This window comes from Bradyrhizobium sp. DN3 (assembly GCF_041357655.1).
Lineage (GTDB): Bacteria > Pseudomonadota > Alphaproteobacteria > Rhizobiales > Xanthobacteraceae > Bradyrhizobium.
Genome location: NZ_JAULLN010000032.1, coordinates 42964 through 63999 on the forward strand (window position 1 = coordinate 42964; position 21036 = coordinate 63999).

At 64.5% G+C, this 21036-nt stretch carries 18 protein-coding genes and 1 pseudogene; 10 read left to right on the forward strand and 9 right to left on the reverse strand.

Annotated elements, in window-relative coordinates; genetic code table 11:
- Nucleotides 1–9 precede the first annotated feature (9 nt).
- On the reverse strand, nt 10–1395 hold the full coding sequence (locus AAE027_RS33670; RefSeq protein WP_091888259.1) for an ABC transporter substrate-binding protein: 1386 nt from the start codon (nt 1393–1395) through the stop codon (nt 10–12).
- A gap of 388 nt (nt 1396–1783) precedes the next feature.
- Nucleotides 1784–2764, reverse strand: coding sequence for a LysR family transcriptional regulator (locus AAE027_RS33675; protein ID WP_370990283.1), 981 nt, complete (start codon nt 2762–2764; stop codon nt 1784–1786).
- A 119-nt stretch (nt 2765–2883) separates the two neighbouring features.
- Between AAE027_RS33675 and AAE027_RS33680 the strand changes: the two genes are divergently transcribed.
- Entirely contained in the window at nt 2884–3957 is a 1074-nt protein-coding gene (locus AAE027_RS33680; RefSeq protein ID WP_370990284.1) for a 4-oxalomesaconate tautomerase, read from the forward strand.
- 53 nt (nt 3958–4010) lie between these two features.
- Nucleotides 4011–5396, forward strand: coding sequence for a C4-dicarboxylate transporter DctA (gene dctA, locus AAE027_RS33685; protein WP_370990285.1), 1386 nt, complete (start codon nt 4011–4013; stop codon nt 5394–5396).
- A gap of 96 nt (nt 5397–5492) precedes the next feature.
- On the opposite strand, the gene AAE027_RS33690 is transcribed toward dctA, so the two are convergent.
- Nucleotides 5493–7385 (reverse strand): AsmA family protein, encoded by a 1893-nt coding sequence (locus AAE027_RS33690; protein ID WP_176945633.1) that lies wholly within the window; start codon nt 7383–7385, stop codon nt 5493–5495.
- A 272-nt stretch (nt 7386–7657) separates the two neighbouring features.
- Here AAE027_RS33690 and AAE027_RS33695 point away from each other — a divergent pair, with 272 nt between their 5' ends.
- From AAE027_RS33695 to AAE027_RS33705, 3 genes are all read left to right on the forward strand, one after another.
- Entirely contained in the window at nt 7658–8365 is a 708-nt protein-coding gene (locus AAE027_RS33695) for a CoA transferase subunit A (RefSeq protein WP_370990286.1), read from the forward strand.
- A gap of 68 nt (nt 8366–8433) precedes the next feature.
- On the forward strand, nt 8434–9084 hold the full coding sequence (locus AAE027_RS33700; protein WP_370990287.1) for a CoA transferase subunit B: 651 nt from the start codon (nt 8434–8436) through the stop codon (nt 9082–9084).
- Between the two features lie 20 nt (nt 9085–9104).
- Nucleotides 9105–9740 carry a GNAT family N-acetyltransferase gene (locus AAE027_RS33705; protein WP_370990288.1) on the forward strand — a complete coding sequence of 212 codons (636 nt, stop codon included), beginning with the start codon at nt 9105–9107 and terminating at the stop codon, nt 9738–9740.
- Nucleotides 9741–9871: 131 nt separating this feature from the next.
- Here the strand turns inward: AAE027_RS33705 and AAE027_RS33710 are convergent, their stop codons facing one another.
- The 4 genes and pseudogenes from AAE027_RS33710 to AAE027_RS33725 form a co-directional block, all read right to left on the reverse strand.
- Nucleotides 9872–10750: an SUMF1/EgtB/PvdO family nonheme iron enzyme gene (locus AAE027_RS33710; RefSeq protein WP_370990289.1), complete on the reverse strand. Its 879-nt coding sequence runs from the start codon at nt 10748–10750 to the stop codon at nt 9872–9874.
- Nucleotides 10751–10802: 52 nt separating this feature from the next.
- Nucleotides 10803–11927: a copper-containing nitrite reductase gene (gene nirK / locus AAE027_RS33715; RefSeq protein ID WP_164934739.1), complete on the reverse strand. Its 1125-nt coding sequence runs from the start codon at nt 11925–11927 to the stop codon at nt 10803–10805.
- 521 nt (nt 11928–12448) lie between these two features.
- Nucleotides 12449–12925: pseudogene (locus AAE027_RS33720) on the reverse strand (copper chaperone PCu(A)C); the annotation flags it as partial.
- Between the two features lie 25 nt (nt 12926–12950).
- Complete coding sequence (locus tag AAE027_RS33725) at nt 12951–13157, reverse strand: hypothetical protein (protein ID WP_370990290.1); 207 nt, start codon at nt 13155–13157, stop codon at nt 12951–12953.
- A gap of 207 nt (nt 13158–13364) precedes the next feature.
- Between AAE027_RS33725 and hemN the strand changes: the two genes are divergently transcribed.
- Both hemN and AAE027_RS33735 read left to right on the forward strand, forming a co-directional pair.
- The gene (gene hemN, locus AAE027_RS33730; RefSeq protein ID WP_370990291.1) at nt 13365–14717 is read left to right on the forward strand and encodes an oxygen-independent coproporphyrinogen III oxidase; all 1353 of its coding nucleotides are present in this window, start codon (nt 13365–13367) and stop codon (nt 14715–14717) included.
- Between the two features lie 200 nt (nt 14718–14917).
- Nucleotides 14918–15115 carry a DUF1858 domain-containing protein gene (locus tag AAE027_RS33735; protein WP_091888479.1) on the forward strand — a complete coding sequence of 66 codons (198 nt, stop codon included), beginning with the start codon at nt 14918–14920 and terminating at the stop codon, nt 15113–15115.
- A gap of 128 nt (nt 15116–15243) precedes the next feature.
- Here the strand turns inward: AAE027_RS33735 and AAE027_RS33740 are convergent, their stop codons facing one another.
- On the reverse strand, nt 15244–15954 hold the full coding sequence (locus AAE027_RS33740; RefSeq protein WP_091888281.1) for a Crp/Fnr family transcriptional regulator: 711 nt from the start codon (nt 15952–15954) through the stop codon (nt 15244–15246).
- Nucleotides 15955–16083: 129 nt separating this feature from the next.
- On the opposite strand from AAE027_RS33740, the gene AAE027_RS33745 reads away from it, so the two are divergent.
- A complete protein-coding gene (locus AAE027_RS33745; RefSeq protein ID WP_370990293.1) occupies nt 16084–17295 on the forward strand; it encodes an NnrS family protein in 1212 nt (403 codons plus the stop codon).
- 2 nt (nt 17296–17297) lie between these two features.
- Here AAE027_RS33745 and AAE027_RS33750 read toward each other — a convergent pair whose 3' ends face one another.
- Nucleotides 17298–18320 carry an AraC family transcriptional regulator gene (locus tag AAE027_RS33750; protein WP_370990294.1) on the reverse strand — a complete coding sequence of 341 codons (1023 nt, stop codon included), beginning with the start codon at nt 18318–18320 and terminating at the stop codon, nt 17298–17300.
- Nucleotides 18321–18521: 201 nt separating this feature from the next.
- On the opposite strand from AAE027_RS33750, the gene AAE027_RS33755 reads away from it, so the two are divergent.
- Both AAE027_RS33755 and AAE027_RS33760 read left to right on the forward strand, forming a co-directional pair.
- Nucleotides 18522–19142, forward strand: a complete 621-nt coding sequence (locus tag AAE027_RS33755) for a response regulator transcription factor (RefSeq protein ID WP_370990303.1) — start codon at nt 18522–18524, stop codon at nt 19140–19142.
- 167 nt (nt 19143–19309) lie between these two features.
- A complete protein-coding gene (locus AAE027_RS33760) occupies nt 19310–20986 on the forward strand; it encodes a mucoidy inhibitor MuiA family protein (RefSeq protein ID WP_370990295.1) in 1677 nt (558 codons plus the stop codon).
- Nucleotides 20987–21036: the final 50 nt, after the last annotated feature.

Genomic DNA, 21036 nt, shown 5'->3' on the forward strand with positions numbered 1-21036 from the left:
GCGGATGACTTAACCCGCGACCTGCTTGATGCGGGCGATCAGTTCGTCGACGGCCTTGTCGACCGGAACCTTCTCGCTCACCACCCGGTTCATCGCCTTCGCCCACACGTTCTCGTTGTTGAGGATCGTGAACTTCCAGTTCTTGGTGAAGTCGAACGCGGCGGTGCCGCCCTTGAACTGCGTGTAGACCGCCTTGCGGTGCTTGTCAGCCTGCCAGAACGGGCTTTCCTGGCTTTCCTTCGTCACCGGGAACCAACGGCCCAGTGCGCCCTCGATATAAGGACGGACGTTCTCTTCCTGGAGCAGGAAGCTGATGAACTGCTTGGCCTCGGCCTTGTTCTTGGCCGCGGTGAAGACCAGCCCGGTCTTGACGTCGGAGCGGTAGCGGATGGTCGAACCATCCGGCGCCTTGGGGAAGGACGCCGTGATGATGTCCTGTTCATAGGCCTTCTTGCCGGCGTCGCGCTGTTCTTGGGTGAGAGCCTGGTTCTGCGAGTCCTCGAACCACTTCGCCGCGATCGAGATCGTGAAATTGTGGGTCATCACGATGGTCTTGTTGTGGAAGGCGACGTTGTTGTCAGGATCCTTCCAGGTCGTCGAGGAGGGCGGCGTGCAACCCTTGATGTAGGTGTCGGTGTAGTCCTTCATCGCCTTGATCAGGTTCTCGCGGACCTTGGGATCATCGACCAGCAGCTTGCCGTCGTCGTCAACCAGCTTGACGTGGTAGGCGTCCATGAAGGTGTAGAACGACTGGAAGGCGTCGGTGGATTCCACGCCCATCGGCTGGCCGACGGCATAGATGCGCTGGCCGGTCGCCTTGCGGATCGCCGGCTGCACCTTGTCGCACCAGAACGTCCAGTAGCCCGTCCAGTCGGTCGGAATGTCGCTCTGCTTGAAGCCGGCCTTCTCCAGCATGTCGTTCCAGATCTGGACGTGCATGCTCTGCTGCTTCAGCGGGAAGCCGTAATAAGCCTTCTTCTTGGTCACGTCGTTGTAGAGGATCGACGCGTCCAGCGTGTTCTGCACGAACCGGCCCTTGATCGGCTCCATGACATCCGTGAGGTCCTCGAGCTTGCCCTCGTAAGCCCACTTGCCCTGTGCTTGCACGTCATACGAGTCGGAATAGGCGACATCGGGCACGGTGCCGGCATCGAGCGCGGCGACCGTCTTCGGAATCATGTCCTGGATCGCGTACTGCGACAATTCGACCTTGATGCCGGTCTTGGCTTCGAACTTCTTGATCGTGTCGATCAACGCGTCGTCTTCGGAGCGATAGAAGCCCTTGCCCCACCAGACCGTAATCGTCTTCTGCTGCGCAAAGGCGGGTGCAGTGGCCGCAAACAGCCCAACCGCAGCGACCGCCAATGATACTGCGCCAATAACCTTGGATCTCACGTTTTTCTCCCTCAAACGGCCGGTGTTTTTAACCGGTCGTATAAAACACTAGCGCATGGCGGAAGTCTGATCTAGCGCCATCTTGTCAGACCAATGTCGTGGGGATAGAGCCTCGCGGAGATGCTTAATGCGCGCATCGATCCAATCGCCGCATCAATTCGCGGCAATCAATTCGCCTTGTGCGTTCTGGCTTGGCCTGACAATGCGCAGCTGCTCGCCGCCAGCGAAAGGCGTTTTAGGCAGTATGAGGACTGAACGCAACGCAACCCGCTCGCAAGGCAGCGGTGCTCTGGCTGCAGGGCCAAAAATGTCTCTGTGAAACGGGCGGATTGATCCGAGGAACTCCGGTTCGACAGGGAACGTCTTGCCCCGCTCTGCCGGCGAGCTATCAGCGTTTCCGCTTCAGACCCGTCGCTGCTGTGTTCGAACTTGCCTCGGCGGATCGGGACCGCGGCTTGCCTTGCCCGCTCGTCCGGAAAGGAGAGCGCCATGCCTCGAGCAGCATCTTGAGAAATTGGCTGGCATGAGGGGATAGTGTCGCCCCGCGCCTGCGCACGATTCCGATCGTCCGCGACACTTCCGGCTCGATCAACCGAATGGTGTGAATGATCGGATGGCCGGCGGCGGGCGTCGCGAGTTTCGGTAGCACGGCGATGCCGAGTCCCGCTTCGACCAGGCCAAGCGAACCGGAGAGATGCGCGACTTCATAGGACCAGTTCAGCTGCAGGCCGTGTCGCGCCAGCGCATTGTCGATCAACGCGCGATTGCCGCTGTTGCGACCGACGGTGATGACCCGGTGCGGCACGATCTCCGACCAACTGACTTGTTTGCGCGATGCCAACGGATGGTCATGACGGCAGGCCAGGACGAAAGGATCCTCAACCAGTTTCTCAAATTCAATCTCGGCATGCGAAGCACCAATGAAATTGATGCCGAAGTCGGCTTCGCCGCGCGCCACCGCTTCCAATCCCTCATTGGCGCCGATGTCCAGAATCCGGATGCGAATGCGCGGATACGCTTCGGCAAACCGGCCGATCGCTCGCGGCAGGAAATAGAACACTGCTGTCGGCACCGCAGCCACCGAGACCAAGCCTGAACTTCGCGCGCCGATATCATGGATGGCGAGCACCGAGGTCTCAAACTCGTCGATGAGGCGACGCACCTTCGGCAGGAAGTCGCGGCCGGTCATGGTGAGATTGACGTGGCGCGTCGACCGCTCGAGCAACGGCGCACCGAGGCTTTCTTCCAGCTTCTGAATGCGTCGGCTGAGCGCTGGTTGAGACAGGTTCAGCGCCTTGGCGGTCCGGACAAAGCTTCCCGTCTCCGCGACGGTGATGAACGCCTTGAGGTCGAGCAGTTCTGCGTTCATGGCAGGACCCCCATTATTTCTGTAACCGAAATAATACCTCAGATATTTGCATTTCACAAAAGAGTTCAGAGGGAGGATGCTTCGGTTCGGGCGAAGATGACGCCGAACGGAAGAACTCCATGAACGATCAGATTGCCATTCCCTGTGTGGTCATGCGCGGCGGCACCTCGCGCGGGCCGTTTTTCCTGGCCCGCGATCTTCCGGCCGACCCCAGGTCGCGCGACGCGGTCCTGTTGTCTGTGATGGGAGGTGGGCACGATCTTGGAATCGATGGAATCGGCGGCGGCAATGCCGTTATCAACAAGGTCGCGATCATCGGACCGGCAACGGTGCCCGGCGCCGACGTTGACTACCTGTTTGCCCAGGTACGTGTTCGTGAAGGGATCGTCGATACCTCGCCGAACTGCGGAAACATGCTGGCGGCGGTGGGACCGTTCGCAATCGAGGCCGGCCTGGTCGCCGCGACCGCAGATCGCACCCATGTCCGCATCCACAATGTCAACACCGGCAAGCTGATTGATGCGACCGTTGCCACCCCCGGAGGGCGGGTGACTTACGAGGGCGAGGCGCGGATCGACGGCGTACCGGGAACGGCCGCGCCCATCGAACTGTCATTCCCTAACGCGGCCGGCGCACGCACCGGTCGCCTGCTGCCGACGGGACGTCCGATCGACCGCATCGAAGGAATCGATGTGACCTGCATCGACGCGGCGATGCCGGTCATGCTGGTCCGCGCGTCGGATCTGGGATGGACCGGCCGTGAGACACCTTCGGAGTTCGCCGACAGCGGCTTCCGCGCGCGTCTCGAGAACTTGCGCATCGAGGCCGGCCGCCGGATGGGTTTTCCAAATTCCGCGACAATGGTGATCCCAAAACCGGTTCTGATTGCGTCTGCGGGAGAGGCGACGTTGAACACCCGGTACTTCATGCCGCATGACTGCCATGGCGCGCTGGCGGTGACCGGCGCTGTCGCGATCGCGACTGCGTGCCTCACGCCCGGAACGATCGCTGCAGAGATGGTGGGATCGCTGGCGCCGCCGGTGCCGATCACGCTCGCTCATCCCTCCGGCCAGCTCGTGGTTCGGCTGGAGCCCGGTCCGGTCGCCCGGGTGCAGCGGACAGCCCGGCGGATCTTCGAGGGGCACGTCTTCGCCCGCCGGTCGCATGTGCCTCATTCGGTCTTGGCGGCCTGAAGCCCGCCGCCTCCGCAGCCATCAAGAAGATCAGAGCCATGGGAGAAACGAGAATGCACAAGCAAGCGCTGGTTGGACACCCGAACACCGAGGCGCGGAAGCCATTCTACCGGATTCTCTACGTCCAGGTGCTGATCGGTCTCCTGCTGGGCGTCCTCACGGGCCATTTCTGGCCTGAATTTGGTGCGGCGCTGAAGCCCTTCGGAGACGGCTTCGTCAAGCTGGTCAAGATGATGATCGCGCCGATCGTGTTCTGCACCATCGTCAGCGGCATCAACAGCATCAGCGATTCCCGCGAGGTCGGCCGCACGCTGGTGAAATCCATGGCGCTGTTCTACCTGCTGACCGTGCTCGCGCTGCTGGCCGGGCTGATCGCCGTATCGCTGATCCAGCCGGGCGCGGGCATGCATGTTTCCGTCAATACGCTGGACCCGTCGGTGGCTGCGAAATTCACCAAGCAGGCAGGTGCGACCGGATTTGCGGACTTCATGCTGCACATCATCCCGCATTCGTTCTTTGGAGCGTTTGCCGATGGCGAAGTGCTGCCGGTGCTACTGATCTCCATCCTGATCGCCTTTGGCTTAAGCCGCGCCGGCGATGGGGGTGTCGTGGTGACAAAGGCAGTCGCCTCGTTCTCTCACGTGCTGTTTGTATCTTTCGGCTTCATCATGAAACTCGCTCCGCTCGGCGCCTTTGGGGCCATGGCGTTCACGGTAGGCCGCTACGGCATCCGCTCGATTGGTTCGCTCGGACTGCTGATCCTGACATTCTATATCGCTTGCTCCGTCTTCGTGGTCGTCGTGCTTGGTACGCTGGCGCGGCTGAACGGCTTCAGCCTGTGGAAGACCATCCGCTACTTCAGGGAAGAACTGCTGATCGTGCTCGGCACGTCGTCGTCGGAGCCGGCGCTGCCTGGCGCGCTGCGCAAGCTGGAGCAGCTCGGATGCCGGAAAGGCGTGTCAGGGCTCGTGTTGCCGATGGGCTACTCTTTCAATCTGGACGGCAGCGCCATTTATCTCACCTTGGCTTCCATCTTCATTGCGCAGGCCTGTGACATTCACCTGTCATGGGGGCAGATCGCCGCGATGCTCGGACTGATGCTCCTGACGTCCAAGGGGGCAGCCGGCGTCACTGGCAGCGGCTTCGTCGCGCTTGTCGCGACCCTCTCCGTGATGCCGGATTTGCCCGTGACCGGCGTGGCACTGCTTGTCGGCATCGACCGCTTCATGTCGGAGGCGCGGGCGCTGACCAGCATGATCAGCAACTGTGTCGCGTCCATCACCGTTTCGCTGTGGGAGGACGCCTGTGACCGCGAGGTGCTGGCCCGTGAACTGGGACAGAGCGGCACGGTCACGGCCGCGGCCGGGACGAAGATGGGGGAGGCAGCGCTGGTGCGGGAGGACAAGAGCTGGATCTCGACGACGCAATCGGCCGCTTGACGTAGCGTTTGCATGAAATCGATTGCAGTATTCGGCAGCCAAATCGAGCCCGTGGCCCGCAGGCTGCCGACCCCTAAGAGAGCGACGTTGATCACTCTAGTTGGATTTGGCGCTGTCCTTCGCATTCTCCGCCGTCGGCGATCCATCCTGCGCGGGGCGCTTTCCGCCCCCGGTGATGCGCTGCTTCAGGAGATCGAGGAAGGGAGACGCCGCAGGCGACTGGCGGATCAAGCTTTCGGGGTCAGGGAAAATCAGGGGATCGTCCCAGGGCCCCTGCACCATGAAGGGCAATTGAAAGCCGGACGTGGTGTTGAGGCTCGCCACGCCCTTCATGTCGTATTCGCGCGTCGGCACCGAGGCGGTGCCGGTCATCGTGATCTTCGCCGCGGGCCCTTCGATGCGGATGTCCTCGGCGGTCGCGATCCCGTCGGCGAATTTCACCGCGATGGTGAGATTGTTATAAGGGGTCGAGCCGTTGCGGAAATTGCCGCCGCCGGACAGCGGCCGCCGCTCCAGACGCTTCAGCAGTTGCTCGGCGTTGAAGCCCGCGATCGCGCCGTCATGCCCGGTCACGGTAGCTGTCCCGTCGAGCGACTGCACGAGACCGAACGGACTCGAGCCGGAGGCGAGGAGAGAGACGTTGATGTTGCCGCGCCCCGAGAGCTTGCTGATGCCGAACAGCTCGGTGGCGCAGGCCTGCAGATCGACATCGGTGAACTGGAATTGCGCCTTGATGTCGGCGACGCTGTCGGCGCGCGCGATGCCGAACGAGCCCCTGGCGATGCCGCCAAAGATCTGGGCCTCGCCCACCGAGAGCGCCAGCGTGCCGTTGCGCAAATTGGCGCCGATCGCGGTGCGGCCGAGCTTCGAGGGACCGACCGTCAGCTTTGCCGCCGACAGGCGCATGTCGAGGTCGGTGGTCGATAATCCGTTGAGATCGAACAGCTGTCTGTTCCAGTCGCGCGCCCCGCTCGCGAGCAGGCGGAAGGTCGAGATATAAGGCGTGAAGTCGAGCGCGTCGGCGGCGAGCGTCGCCTGCAGCGTCTGCCGGCCGTTATTGGCGTAGGTCATGACGCCCTCGGCGGTATTGCCGTCGAGCTCGACGTTGACGTTGGTGAGCGCGATCGAGGCACCGACGACGTTGGCGCGCGCCTTCAGCGCGAAACGGCCGAAGCCGCCGCTGCCCGGCTGCGGCTGTCCGGTCCAGCGCAGGGCGTTGCGCAAGGACGGGCTGTCGATGGTGAGCGTGCCTTCCATCATCGGGCTGGTGCGATTGGCGACGCTGCCGTCGAAGGCGAGCTTGAGCGGCGCGCTCGCGATCCGCGCCTTCAACCCCGAGCGCTCGCCGGAGAGGGCAGCGACGAAATCGGAAAAGCTGATCGAGCCGTCGACGCGCTCGCCGCGCCAGTCGAACTGTCCGGTCGCGGCAAAGGAGCGCGAGATCGAGGGCCAGGCCAGCGACAGGTCGATGTCCTCGAGCTTCTCGGTGGCGTGCGTGGCGGCGTCCTCGTAATTGAGTACGCCGTCCTGGATTCTGATCTCGGAGAACGACACCTGGTTGTCGGCGCCGGGCTTCATGGTGCGTGCAATGGTCTGGATGAAGGGTGTCCAGTTGCTCTCGCCGTCCGGCTTCAGGCTGACATGGATGCGCGGCCGCAGCAGCGCCAGGTCGGCGATCTCGAATCGTTGCAGCAGCAGCGGCAGCAGCCGCAAATTGGCCGTGAGCACGTCGACATGGAGCGCGGGATCGTTGGCGCCGCCGCCCTTGAGACCGACGTCGCGGAAGGAGATGTAGCTCGCCGGCAGGACCGAAATGTCGATATTGCCTGCGACACTGAGCTCGAGCCCGGTCACGTCGCGGATCTGCGCTTCCACCGCCTTGCGCAGCGCGTCACGGTTGATGAGCCAGGAGGTCGCGATCAGGGCTATCAGCGCCACGCCGAGCAGCGCCGCGATCGGCGTCCCGAGGCGCTTCATTCCTTGGGCCATGGTCAATGGCATGTCCTGATCGGGTTGGTCGTTGGAGCCAGAAGGGCGGGTCGGGAATCCTGCGTGCCCACGCCCAACCCCCGCAACTTGATGGGTTTTCTTGTCGCTTTCAAGGCCGCGGGCGATTCTGCCCACGGCGTGGGCAGCTTCTACCACCCAGGGGCGGAACGGAGAACCCCGTATCATTGACGGCCTCGGAGAATTTCGCCTAATAATCGCCGCCAATAAGGCGCGACGCCCGCAAGCCGAAGGTTCAGTCGAAGGTCATTTGCATGAACAAGGTCTATCCCGACGCCAAGTCGGCTCTCGACGGCATTCTCAAAGACAACATGATGATCATGTCGGGCGGCTTCGGCCTCTGCGGCATCGCCGAGGAGCTGTCGGACGCGATCCGGGAGTCCGGCGTCAAGGGCCTGACGGTGGTCTCCAACAATGCCGGCGTCGACGGCATCGGGCTCAGCCGCCTCTTGGAAACCCGGCAGATCAAGAAGATGATCTCGTCCTATGTCGGCGAGAACAAGCTGTTCGCCCAGCAATTCCTCGCCGGCGAGCTGGAACTCGAATTCAACCCGCAGGGCACGCTGGCCGAGCGCATTCGCGCCGGCGGCGCAGGCATCCCGGCCTTCTACACCAAGACCGGCGTCGGCACGCTGATCGCCGAAGGCAAGGAAGTGAAGGAGTTCGACGGTGAGAAGTATCTGATGGAGCGCGGCCTGTTCGCCGACCTCGCTATCGTGCATGCCTGGAAGGGCGACACCGCCGGCAACCTCATCTATCGCAAGACCGCTCGCAACTTTAACCCGATGATGGCGACCGCCGCCAGGATCACGGTGGCCGAGGTCGAGCATCTGGTTCCGGCCGGTGAACTCAATCCCGACCACATTCACACGCCCGGCATTTTCGTGAAGCGCATCGTCGAGGTCGGCACGGCCAAGAAGCGCATCGAGTTCCGCAACACCCGCCCGCGCACCAGCGCATGATCCGGAAAAGTGGAAGCCGGTTTTCCGATCAGATCATGCGCCACTAAAGAATCGACAGGAGCACAACGATGGCCTGGACCCGTGAACAGATGGCCGCGCGCGCCGCGAAGGAACTGCGCGACGGCTATTACGTCAATCTCGGCATCGGCATTCCGACGCTGGTCTCGAACTACATCCCCGACGGCATGGACGTCAGCCTCCAGAGCGAGAACGGCATGCTCGGCATGGGCCCGTTCCCCTATGAAGACGAGGTGGATGCGGACCTGATCAACGCCGGCAAGCAGACCGTGAGCGAGCTGCCCTCGACGTCCTATTTCTCGAGCGCCGATTCCTTCGGCATGATCCGCGGCGGCCACATGGATCTTTCGATCCTCGGCGCGATGCAGGTGGCCCAGAACGGCGATCTCGCCAACTGGATGATCCCCGGCAAGATGGTCAAGGGCATGGGCGGCGCGATGGACCTCGTCGCCGGCGTCAAGCGCGTCGTCGTGGTGATGGAGCATTCCGCCAAGGACGGTCCGAAGCTCCTGAAGAAGTGCAATCTGCCGCTCACCGGCGAGCGTGTGGTCGACATGGTGGTCACCGATCTTGCCGTCTTCACCATCGACAAGCACGGCGACGGCGGCATGGCCCTGATCGAACTCGCCGACGGCGTCTCGCTCGACGAAGTCAAGGCCAAGACCGAAGCCGAATTCCGCGTCGCGCTGAAGAATAGCTGAGGCTTCGCAATGGGGCGCGCATGACGATACGGTCTGCGCGTCCCGAAGACGCCGATTTCATCGTCCAAACCATCCTTGCGGCGCAGCGCGGCTATCGGCCGCGCGGCTGGTTCGACGTCGCGCTGGGCTGGCCCGAAGCGCAGTGCCGCGATTTCATCGCGCGCATCGCGGTCGCACGCGCCGTGTCGATGTGGCACGTCTCGCAATTCCTGGTCGCCGAGGTCGATGGCAAGCCTGCCGCCGCGTTGTGCGCGCTGCCGGCGGCCAGCACCGGACCCGCGGCCAGGCGCGCGATCGAGGAAATCGCGGTCGCGACCGGGCTCGCCGCGCCGGAGCTGGAAGCTATCCGTCAACGTGGCGCCTATACGCGCGCCTGCTGGGTTCAGGGCGGGGAGGGCGACTGGATGATAGAGTATATCGCAACCGATCCCGGCTATCGCGGTCGCGGCCTGGTGCAGGCGCTGATCGGGCACGCACTGGACAAAGGGCGGGCGGCTGGATTTGGCCGGGCGACAATTTCGTTTTTGATCGGCAACGAACCTGCCGAACGCGCCTATGCCAAGGCGGGTTTTGTCTTTGCGGAAGAGAAGCGCGATCCCACGTTCGAGGCGATCATCGGCGCGCCGGGCTTTCGCATGTTTGCTCGGGCAATTTGATCGGCCCTGTGTTGGCATTTTGAACTGTCATGCCCCGCGAAGGCGGGGCGCCGTGGCCTTTCGATACTATCACTGTCGTCTCTGGAATACTGGATTGCCCGCCTTCGCGGGCAATGACAGCCGGAGGGGCGCTATGACCGCGCCGACCACACCTTGCCCCAGCGCGCCGACACGCTCGCGACCCACGACGTCTGCTCCCGCACTAGGCGGAAGCCAAGATTGGCGGGCGGCACGCCTTGCGCGCAGCCGCCGGCGCGGGCGTCGCGGATGAAATCGGTGACATAGGCGCGGTGCGCGCCCTCCGCGACGCGCACGCCGCAATTCACGGTCGGGCGGATGGCATTGCCGGTCTCGTCGACCCGCGAGCGCACGAAGCAGGTCGAGGTCCATTCCCAGACGTTGCCGGAGATGTCTTCGAGACCGTGCTCGTTGAGGCCGAACTTGCCGAACGGATAGGCGGTGGTGTCGGCGAGGTCGCGCTCGGACTCACGCTCGTAGCGGCTGATCCAGCGCCTCGAAGGATCGCTTGCGTCGACCGGCACGCCGTCATCCTTAAAACGGCTGCCGGCGGCAAATGCCCATTCTTCGTCGCTCGGCAGGCGATAATGCCTGCCGGTCTTGCGCGACAGCCAGCCCGCATAGGCTTCGGCGTCGTACCAGCTCACCTGGACCGCAGGGCGATCGGGCGCGACGACGACATCGCGGCCCAGCGCGCGGCATGCGCCATCCTGCACGCAGAGCTGAAAGTCGGCGGAGGAGACCTGTTCGCGCATGATGTGAAGCGGTCTGTTGAACCGCAGCTTTCGCAGCGGCGCTTCGGCCTGCTGCCCGGCGCGCGTGAAATCACCGGCCTCGCGATAGACCAAGCTGCCGGCGGCGATCTCGACGATCGCCGGCTCGCCGCCCGCGCGCGGCGTCGCCATCTCGGAGACCAGAGGCGCGACCGCCAGCGGTCCCGCGAGCCCGGCCGCGCAGGCCAGCGTCAACTTCAGCTTGAATGCGATCAGCATGGTGATCTCCGCAAAGAAAAAGGGGCCGGCGACTTGCCGGCCCCTCTGTTTGTCAGTTGGTCTTGCGGCCGGTCTCCAGCGCGCCCTGCGTCTGCGCCGGAATTTCGGCCGGCGCTTTCACCTGCGTCATCAGATCATCGTTCCATTTGCCTTCGACCTTGAAGTGCGCTGTGGCGCCGAGATCTGCGGCCTCGATCAGGTTATGCGTGACATAGGCGTAGATGCCGGGCTGCTGGAATTTGTACAGCGCCGCGCCCGCAGAACCGCCGCGGATGAACCAGGTCTCAAGCCCGACTTCGGGGGCATTGCCGAATTTGCCGGTCTCCCAGACATAGTCGCCATGGCCGCCGATCAGGTGCGGACGGCTGTCGCGGTTGGCCTGCGAATGCACGATCAGCACGTTCTCGCCGACATTGGCGGTCAGCGCGTTCTTGCCGGTCAGCGCGCCGGCCTTGCCGTTGAACACGACATGGGTCGGCGTCAGCTTCTTCATCACCTCTTCGGTCTCGGTGAAGGCTTCACCGGGCGAATCGTAGGACTTGAAATTGCCCTTCTCGTCGCGCGGCACGTACATGTCCTGCTCGCCGATATAGTAGACCTTGTCGTATTTCAGCGCGTGGCCCTTGCCGTCGTTCAGTCCGTCGCGCGGCAGCACCATCACGGCGCCGTTCATGCCGGAGACGACATGCCAGGGGATCATCGGGCCGCCCGGCGCGCAGTGATAGACGAATACGCCGGTCTTGGTCGCCTTCCAGCGCAGCACGACCTGCTCGCCGGGATTGACCAGCGTGAGCGCACCGCCGCCGAGCGCACCGGTCGCGGAATGGAAGTCGATGTTGTGCGGCATGGTGTTGGTGGCGGGATTGACCAGCGTCGTCTCGACGTAGTCGCCCTCATGCACGACCATCAGCGGTCCCGGCATCGAGCCGTTGAAGGTCATCGCCTGGAAGGTGGTGCCTTTCTCGTCGATGACGACCTTCTTCTCCTCGATGGTGAGCTTGAACTCGATGATCTTGGGGCCCTGCTTGGTCGCTTGCTCGTGCGCATGCACGAAAGGCGGAGCGACCAGCTCGACCTTCTGTCGAGGCAGTTTGAGATCGTCAGCGGCCAAAGCGGGGGTCGCCAACATCAGCGCAGTCGCGGCGGCGCCGATCAATGCAGCTCTGCGGGTGAACATCGGAAGCATCCTTCATCTGAAATGGTTTTGATGACGGATGCAGTGTGCGCCGATCACGGCAAGATGATTTGCGCTGCAACAACCTTGAGTCGGATTTGCCTCCGCGACAGTACTTAGGTCGCTTACCGGAGTAGGATCGGCGACACGACGTTGACCGCGTCCGAGGACGTGATGCGGATGTCGAGGCCGAGCGACCAGCGGCCCGACAACGGCGCCGACATTGTGACGCGCCACTGATCGTGGCCGACACGTTCGGCGTTTACCGTCACCGGCGCCACGCCATGCTCGGGATTGCCGAGCGTGACCGCCACTGCATCGGCGCCCAGCGGCAACTCGTTCGCATCTTCGAGCTGGATCGCGATCTCGACCGGCCCGGCGCGACCGGGCGAGACCGTGACGTTCGCCATGGCCTTCTCTGCGTGAAGATGGGTGAAGAAGCTCTCGTCCGCCTCGGACGTTGCCGCCGGCGGCGCCGACAACGTTTGTTTCGGCTGCGGCGTGGGCTCGGCGGCCTGCTTGCTGCCGGCTTTGTCCGGCGCCTGTGCGCCGATGGCCTGAACGTCGAGTATCACCGTCACGTCGCCGGCATGTTCGAACGACAGCGTCACCGGCACCTCGTCGCCCACGCGCAGCGGTGCGTCGAGCCCGATGAACATCAGGTGTCCGCCGCCGGGTGCGAGCGAGAGGGATTGGCCGGGCGCGATGACGAGTCCGTTGTCTAAGGGACGCATGGTCATGACGCCGTCGTTGACGGCCATCTCGTGGATTTCGGTTCTCAGCGCATGCGCGGTCGATGCGGTCTTCAACCGCTCCGGTGCGAGGCCTCTGTTCTCGATCGTGAGATAGCCGCCGGCGACTCTGGCGCCACCAGGCGTTGCCCGGCTCCATGCTGCGGTGATGACGAGATCGCCACGGGTCGTGTCGGCGGCGAAGGCGGGCGGCCCGGCAAGGCACGACAAGGCGACCGCGCCGGCGAGGATGCGTCTGGATGAGATCATGATCGAGGCTTTCGCGAAGATGCGACTAGAGCAGCTGTATGGCGAGAAAGACCGTTGCCCAGACCGCCAGCGACAGCACGATGAAGACAGCGATTGCGGCGGCCAGAGCGCGCGCGATGCCGACAGGGCCGGTCGCTGGAGCTGCCGGGACGGGGCGGAAGTCGTCGAAGCGCGGGATATGGCCGCGGACATCGAGCAGGGACAGGATCAATTCGAGTGCGAGAAGCCTCATGGCAAACGCTCCGGATGGCCGTGCGATCGACCATAAGCATGGCGCGGAACCGGTCATTGCGCTTTGCGCGAGCGCAATGTTTGCCCTCGCCGCTCCATCCGGACTTTGCGCGAGCGCAAGGTCGCCGGCGCGAATCCGGGTTAGCTGAATGCATTCCGTGACTCGCCGCGGCGTCAGCAAGCGGCCGAATTTACGAATGGGTAAGATATGAGAGCTGATCTCGCGGTGAGCTACGGCGACGAACGGTTGCCGCGCTACACGAGCTACCCGACCGCACCGCACTTTTCGCCTGCGATCGGCGGAGACACCTACGCCGGGTGGCTTGCCGAGCTCCCGGCGGGCGCCAGCGCGTCGCTCTATCTGCACGTGCCGTTTTGCCGCGAGATGTGCTGGTATTGCGGCTGCCATACCCAGATCGTCCGCCGCGACGATCTGATCGCGGCCTATCAGCGGACATTGCGCAGAGAGATCGTGCAAGTGGCCGACACCATCGGCCGCCGCATCAAGGTCGAGCATATTCATTTCGGCGGCGGCACGCCGACGATCATGGCGCCGGAAGCTTTCGCCGAGTTGATGGCAACGATGCGGCAGGCATTCTTCGTGCTGCCCACGGCCGAGATCGCGGTCGAGATCGATCCTCGGACGCTGACCGCCGACATGGTGGAGGCGATGCGGCTCTCCGGCGTCAACCGCGCGAGCCTCGGGGTTCAGAGCTTCGATCCCGTCGTGCAACGCGCGATCAACCGCGTGCAGAGTTTCGAGCAGACGGCTTGCGTCGTCGACATGCTCAGGCGCGCCGATATCGCGGGAGTGAATTTCGACCTGATCTACGGGCTGCCGCACCAGACCGTCGCCTCGTGCCTGGACACGGTCCGGCGCGCGCTCGCGCTCGCGCCCGACCGCTTCTCGGTGTTCGGCTATGCCCATGTGCCTGATTTCAAGAAGCATCAGCGCATGATCAACGAGGCCGTCCTGCCCGACGGCCCCGCGCGTCACGACCAGGCTTGCGCGATCGCGAATGCGCTGAAGGAGGCCGGCTACGTGCAGATCGGGCTCGATCATTTCGCGCGACCCGACGATTCCATGGCCGTGGCCTTCGAGGAGCGGACGCTGCGGCGCAATTTCCAGGGCTACACCACAGACAAGGCCGAGGTGCTGCTCGGTTTCGGCGCGAGCGCGATCGGACACCTGCCGCAAGGTTACGTCCAGAACGAGGTGCAGATCGGCGCCTACGCGCAGTGCATCGGCGCTGGCCGTCTCGCCACCGCGAAGGGCTATGGGCTTACCGATGATGACCGGCTGCGCGCCGACATCATCGAGCGTATCATGTGCGAGTTCGGCGCCGATCTCGGCGACATCTGCGCGCGCCATGGCGCAGAGCCCGAGGCGATGCTGAAATCGGCGTCGCGTCTGAAGCCGCTGATCTCTGACGGCGTCGTGAGGCTGGACGGCGATAAGCTCGCGGTCGCCAGGGACTCGCGCTTCCTGGTCCGCAGCGTCGCGGCGGCGTTCGACGCGCATCTGGATCCAGGAAAGCAGCTGCACAGCCGGGCGGTTTAGACGCTCTCTCCGTCATTCCGGGGCGCTCCTCTTTGGCGCGAGCCCGGAATCCATTGTTCCACATCACGCGCTGCACAATGGATTCCGGGCTCGTGCTGCGCGCGCCCCGGAATGACGCGTTGGTGAGTTGGCAACAGCTTGCGCTTCAACAAAGAAACTCCGCCCCGCTCCGCTATCGTCGTTTCGGAACGGAGTTGTCCATGTCTTTCCGATCCGACGATCTGGTCGATGACATCATGCGCACGGCGCCGCACACGATCCGTGTGTTTCTCGCCTTCAGGATGGCCTGCGTCGGCTGCCCGATCGCGACCTTCCACACGGTGGATGACGCCTGCCGCGAGCATGGCATCGACCGCGAGAAATTCCTCGCCGCGCTCTGCGACTGCGTGCCGGCGTGAGGTGGTCCGGAATTCGCGCGGGCGCGTGCGGATTCCCGGGTGAGGGCGCGCTTTCGCCGTAAGCGGAATCGCCCCTCGCTCCTATCTCAGGCAGAGGAGCAGGCAGGAAAAACGCTCTGGCGCGGCTCTCACGCCGCGCCGCTGTCGGGGCTCCGCTCCGCCAGCACGACGATCCTGTGCGGTTCGCGCAGGATGATGCGCTGACGGCCGCTCTCGACGAGACCCTGGCTCTCCCAGCCACTCAGGATACGGCTGACGGTGTGCAGCGTGGTGCCGGTCATCTGCGCGATGTCCTGGCGGCTGATCGGGAAGTCGATCTCGATGCCGTGATCGAGCTTCTTGCCGGACTGCTTGGCGAGGCGCAGCAGCACATGCGCGACGCGCTGCTCGACCTGTTGGGTCGACATTTCCAGGATGCGGGTGTGGCTCTCCTGGAGACGCGTGCCGACCGTCTGGAGCGTGTTGGCGGCGAGCGAGGGAAACCGCTCGATCAGCCGCGGCCAGGCAGAGGTCGGCCAGATCAGCACCACGCTGTCGTCGACCGCCATCGCCGTCGCCGGATAGTGCGCGGCTCCGATCGCCATCGCGAGGCCGAATGTCTCGCCGGGCGCGACATAGCGCACCACGATCTGCTCGCCGGTCGGCGTTGTCTTGGCGGCGCGGACATGGCCGTGCAGCAGCAGGAAGAAGGACTGCGCGTCCGCCCCCTGCTCGAAGATGGTGCTGTTCTTGGGGTAACGCGCCGAGCGGGCCTCGCGCAGGATTTCTTCGAGGTCCTCCGGCTTGACGCCCCCAAACAGCGGCAAATGCGCAACCAGCGATGTGTCGACCTTGGCCATTCTGTCTCCTTGGCGCTGGGGAGTGTGATGGCATCTGCAATCGTCCAACAGTTTGCGATAGCGCAAAACGGGCCGGCCGGGCGGCAGTATTTTTCCAGACACCGGTTTGAATTTCCAGGAGTTGACCCCATGGCTGGCGCCCGATCCCGCAACTTTGAGGGCTGGCCGCTGTTTGCGAACAGCTTTCGGCCCTTTTTCCTGTTCGCCGCGATCCAGGCCGCCGTGTCGATCCTGGTCTGGCTGCCGATGTTCTATGGCGAACTGTCGGTGACATCAGCCTTCGCCCCGCGCGACTGGCATGTCCACGAGATGCTTTACGGCTTCCTGCCTGCGGTGATCACCGGATTCCTGTTCACGGCGATCCCGAACTGGACCGGGCGGTTGCCGATCCAGGGCACCTCGCTGGGGGCGCTGCTGGTGGTCTGGCTTGCCGGGCGCATTGCGGTGATGCTGTCGGCCGACACGGGCTGGGTGTTCGCGCTGCTCGTCGATGCCGCCTTCCTGGCGCTGGTCGTCGCAGCCGCGGCGCGCGAGATCATGGCAGGCGGTAACTGGCGCAACCTGCCCGTGGTGGCGCTCGTGCTGGTGCTGCTTGCCGGCAACATCGCCTTTCATCTCGAAACGCACTTCGAAGGCACGGCCGATATCGGCATCCGCGTCGGCATCGGCGTGGTCGTGCTGCTGATCGCGCTGATCGGCGGCCGCATCATCCCGAGCTTCACCCGCAACTGGCTGGTCAAGTTCAATCCCGGCCGCCTGCCGGTGCCGTTCGGACGCTTCGACGGCGCGGTGATCGGATGCAGCGCGCTCGCGCTCATCTCGTGGATCGTGGCGCCATCGAATGCCGTCACCGGCGTCGCGATGGCGCTCGTCGGCGTGCTGCTCCTGGTGCGGCTTGCGCGCTGGGCCGGCGACCGCACGTTCCGCGAACGGCTGCTCTTGATCCTCCACGTCGGCTATTTTTTTGTGCCGCTCGGCTTCATCCTGCATGCGCTGGCTGCCTTCGGCGCGCTGCTGCCGAGTGCGGGCATTCACGCCTGGATGGCCGGGGCGGCCGGAACCATGACGCTCGCGGTGATGACGCGCGCGAGCCTCGGTCACACCGGGCAGGCGCTGACGGCTTCGCCGGCGACACAGGGGATCTACGTCGCGATCATCGTCACGGCGCTGGCGCGGATCGCCGCGGTGGTACTGCCTGCGCACAGTGGCGCCCTGCTGCACATTGCCGCCTGCGGCTGGGTCGTCGCATTCCTCGGATTTGCCATTGCGTTCGGCCCGCTGCTTGCCGGCAGCCGCCGGCGCGCGCTTGCCATCATGGGCGTGCCGGTCCCGGCACGCTGAGTTTACGCCGCCGTCTCCGAGGGCACCTCGCCCCGCATGCCCTTGCGCCATTCGGTGACGGTGCAGCCGAAACGGCCGCGGAACCAGCGTGCCATGGCGCTCTGCGCGGAGAAGCCGAGCTGCATGGCGACGTCGGCCAGCGGCCGGCGCGTGTCGTCGATCAGTTGGATCACGAGATAGGCGCGCTGTGCATCGAGGATGGCCGAGAAGCTGGTGCCTGATGCAGCAAGGCGCCGGTGGATGGTGCGCCGGGTGCAGGCGAGATGCTCGGCAACGCGCTCGACGGTGCAATCGCCGCTGGCGAGCAGGCTGCGCACGACCTCGTCGACCTTTGCCTCCCAGCTTGCGGGGCGCGTCTCGATCGCCTCGATCCGTTTGCGCAGATAATTCGCGATCAGCGGATGCGCGCTCGGGATCCGGCGCTCCATGTCGTGCGCCGACAACAGGATCGCATCGTCATCCGCATTGAAGGTGACGCGGCAGCCGAAGAACTCGCGATAACGCTTGCGGTCGTGCGGCGGCGGATAATGCAGTTGCACCTCCAGTGGCCGCCAATCGCTGCTGAACAGCGACTGGATGATGCGGTGGACGCTGCCGAGCGCCATGTCGATGGCCTGACGCGGCGCGCTCGGCTGCCGGCCGCGCAGATGCAGCGTGACGGTCACGGTGTGTTTGTCGCGCGTAACATCGAGCCGCATCCCCTCGTGATGGACATGGATGAAGCGTGAGAATGCTGCGATGGCCTCGCCGACGGTAGCCTGCTCGCGCACGATCAAACCAACCGCGCCGAAATTGGTCAGGCCGCCCCGCTCGGCAAGGCGCAAGCCGAAATCTTCGGCGCCGGATGCCTCGGCCGACAATTCGAGCAGGCGGCGCAGGCCGGCGACGGCGATCGGCGTGTCGGGCTTGTCGAGGCAGGCCAGCGGCAGTCGGACCTTGCGCATCATCTGCCTGGGGTCGAGTCCGACCGACCGGGCGACCTCCGGATAATAGCTCAAGCCTGCGCTGCGAATGAGGTCGGTCATGCGACCCGTTCCGCCATTCCCGAGGGGATGTCCCGAAATGTAAAGTTTATGTCCCCATCCGTCAAATCCGGGAACGCGTTGGAACATACATAGGGGAAACCGAAGCACTGGCGTGAATGCCGTGCTCATGACGGCGCGGTAGGCGACGGGGGCCCGCTGCCGTCTCGGGCCATTTGACCAAGACATTGCTGGATCGGGATGATGCCGGGAAACATGGTTTCCAAGGGTAAGGTGTTCGTCATTGAAACTGACGCGGTCTCCCGCGAGCAGCTTTCGACCGCGCTTCAACAGAGCGCCTATGACGTGATCTGCTTCGCCGATGGCGCCTCGCTGCTGTCGGAGGCGAGAGCGCGGATGCCGGCCTGCGTGCTGCTGGAGATGCCGCCGGATCGCTCCGGCCTCGATGTGCTCAAACGGCTGCGCGAGGAAAACTGCATGGCGCCGGTGCTGGTGACCTCGGCAAACGGCAGCATTTCCATGGCGGTCGACGCCATCAAGAGCGGCGCGGCCGACTTCATCGAAAAGCCGTTCCGCGGCCGTGACATCGTCGATCGGATCGATGCTGCGATCGACGAGTTCGCGCAGCCCGGCTCGAGCCGGCAGCGCTGGCTGCCCGGCTGCGAACCCCTCACCGCGCGCGAAGGCGCGGTGCTCGAGCATCTCGCCGCGGGCCTGACCAACAAGGAAATCGCCCGGCGCATGCATCTGAGCGCGCGGACCGTCGAGGGCTACCGCGCCAGCATCCTGAGGAAGGCTGGCGCCCGCAACGTGACCGATCTGCTCCGCCGCATCTTCGGCCAGGGCTCGCCAACCCAGATCTGAGGCCTGGCGGGACCATAACGTGTTCCGCGGCCACCGTGCCGCCGCCGTAGCGCCCCACGGAAACCCCAATCGAACCAGTTCCTTCCCCGCCGCGTCTCATCACGATGGCGAGGCATCTGATCGCACGCGTCCGGCTGGCGGCGCGGCGATAATGGCAGGAGGGATTTATGCGCATCATCGCGAAATATTTGGCAACCACGAGCCTGGTCCTGGTGACCTCGGCCGTCGCGGTGCCGTCATGGGCAGCCGACGTGGACGCCAAATCCGCGATCGATACGGTCACCGTCTATCCCGATGGCGCCACCGTGACCCGCGTCATTTCGTTGGATCTCGCCTCCGGTGACTCGACGCTGGTCGCCAAGGATTTTCCGCTCTCGCTCGACCCGTCCTCCCTCCGCGTCGAAGGCGAGGCGGGCGCCAAGCTGACTATCGGCACGATCGACGCACGGCCGCCGCGTACGGCGCCGCCCGTGAATCTGCCCGAGCTCGACAAGCGCATCGAGGCGCTCAGGGATCAGCGGGCGGACCTACAAGGTGCGATCGACTCGGCCACCGCACGGCGTCAGTTCGCGCAGCACTTCGCTGAAGCTTCGCCCGCCGGCCTTGGCGAGAAGGGTGAAGCGCGGCCGATCACCGAATGGCGCGCGGCCTTTGCCGCCGTCGCCGAGGAGATCGCGACCGCCGACACTGCGATCCGCGATGCCACACGAAAACAGCGCGAGATCGATCGCCAGATCGCACAATTGGAAGCCGAGCGCTCGGCCAAGCCGCCGAGCAAGCTGGAGGTGCGGATCGACGTCGCCTCGGCCGCCGCGACCAAGGCGACGCTGCGGGTGACCTATGCTGTGCGCAACGCGCGCTGGCTGCCGCTCTACGACGCCCGGCTCGACACCGGCGCCAAGGACCGCAAGCCGCAACTCGAGCTGGTCCGCCGTGCCGAGATCACGCAATCGACCGGCGAAGACTGGTCCAACGTCACACTCGGCGTCTCCACGGTGCGCATCGGCCGCGGCGGCAGCGCCCCGGAGCTGAATTCGCTGGTTGCGCAATATCCGCAGGTGCCGAAGCCGCTGGCGCTTGGCACGGCCTCTGATTTGGCGCGGCCCGCTCCGATGGCACGCCAGATGCAGCCGCTGATGCCCAAAGTCGCGGAGGCTTCTGAGCCGCGTGAACGCGCCGAAGAACAGCAGGCGGTTGCCGAAATCGGCGACTTCCAGGCCACGTTCAGGATTCCCGGCCGCGTCAGCCTCGGTGCCGCCGAGGGCGCCAAGAGCCTCCGTATCGCTTCGGTGAATGTGCCCGCCGATCTGGCGGTGCGCGCCGCACCGGTGATGGACCCGACCGCCTTCCTCGAAGCCAGCTTCAAGCAAACCGACGATACGACATTGCTGCCGGGCAAGGTCGCGATCTACCGCGACGGCGTCTTCGTCGGCCGCGGCAAGATCACGGCGTCGGCCAAGGACGACATCGTGCGGCTTGGCTTCGGCGCCGACGACAAGATCAAGATCGAGCGTGCGGTGCTCAAGCGCAACGAAGGTTCGGCGGGCCTGCTGGTCACGACGTCGAAGACCGACGAGCGTTCATTCAAGACGACGATCCGCAATGGTCACGATTTCCCGATCAAGGTTGCGATCGAGGATCAACTGCCGGTCAGCGAGAACGAGGACATCGTGGTCGAGATGCTGCCCGCGACCACGCCGCCGACCGCGAGCAACATCCGCGACAAGCGCGGTGTGCTGGAATGGACATTCGACGCCAAGCCCGGCGAGGCCCGCGACATCAACTTCGCCTGGCGCATCCGCTGGCCGAAGGACAAGGGCATGGTGATCGTGCCGGCGGGGTAGGGAGTTTACGGTGCGTTGTCATGCCCCGCCTAGTGCGCAATTGCGCATGG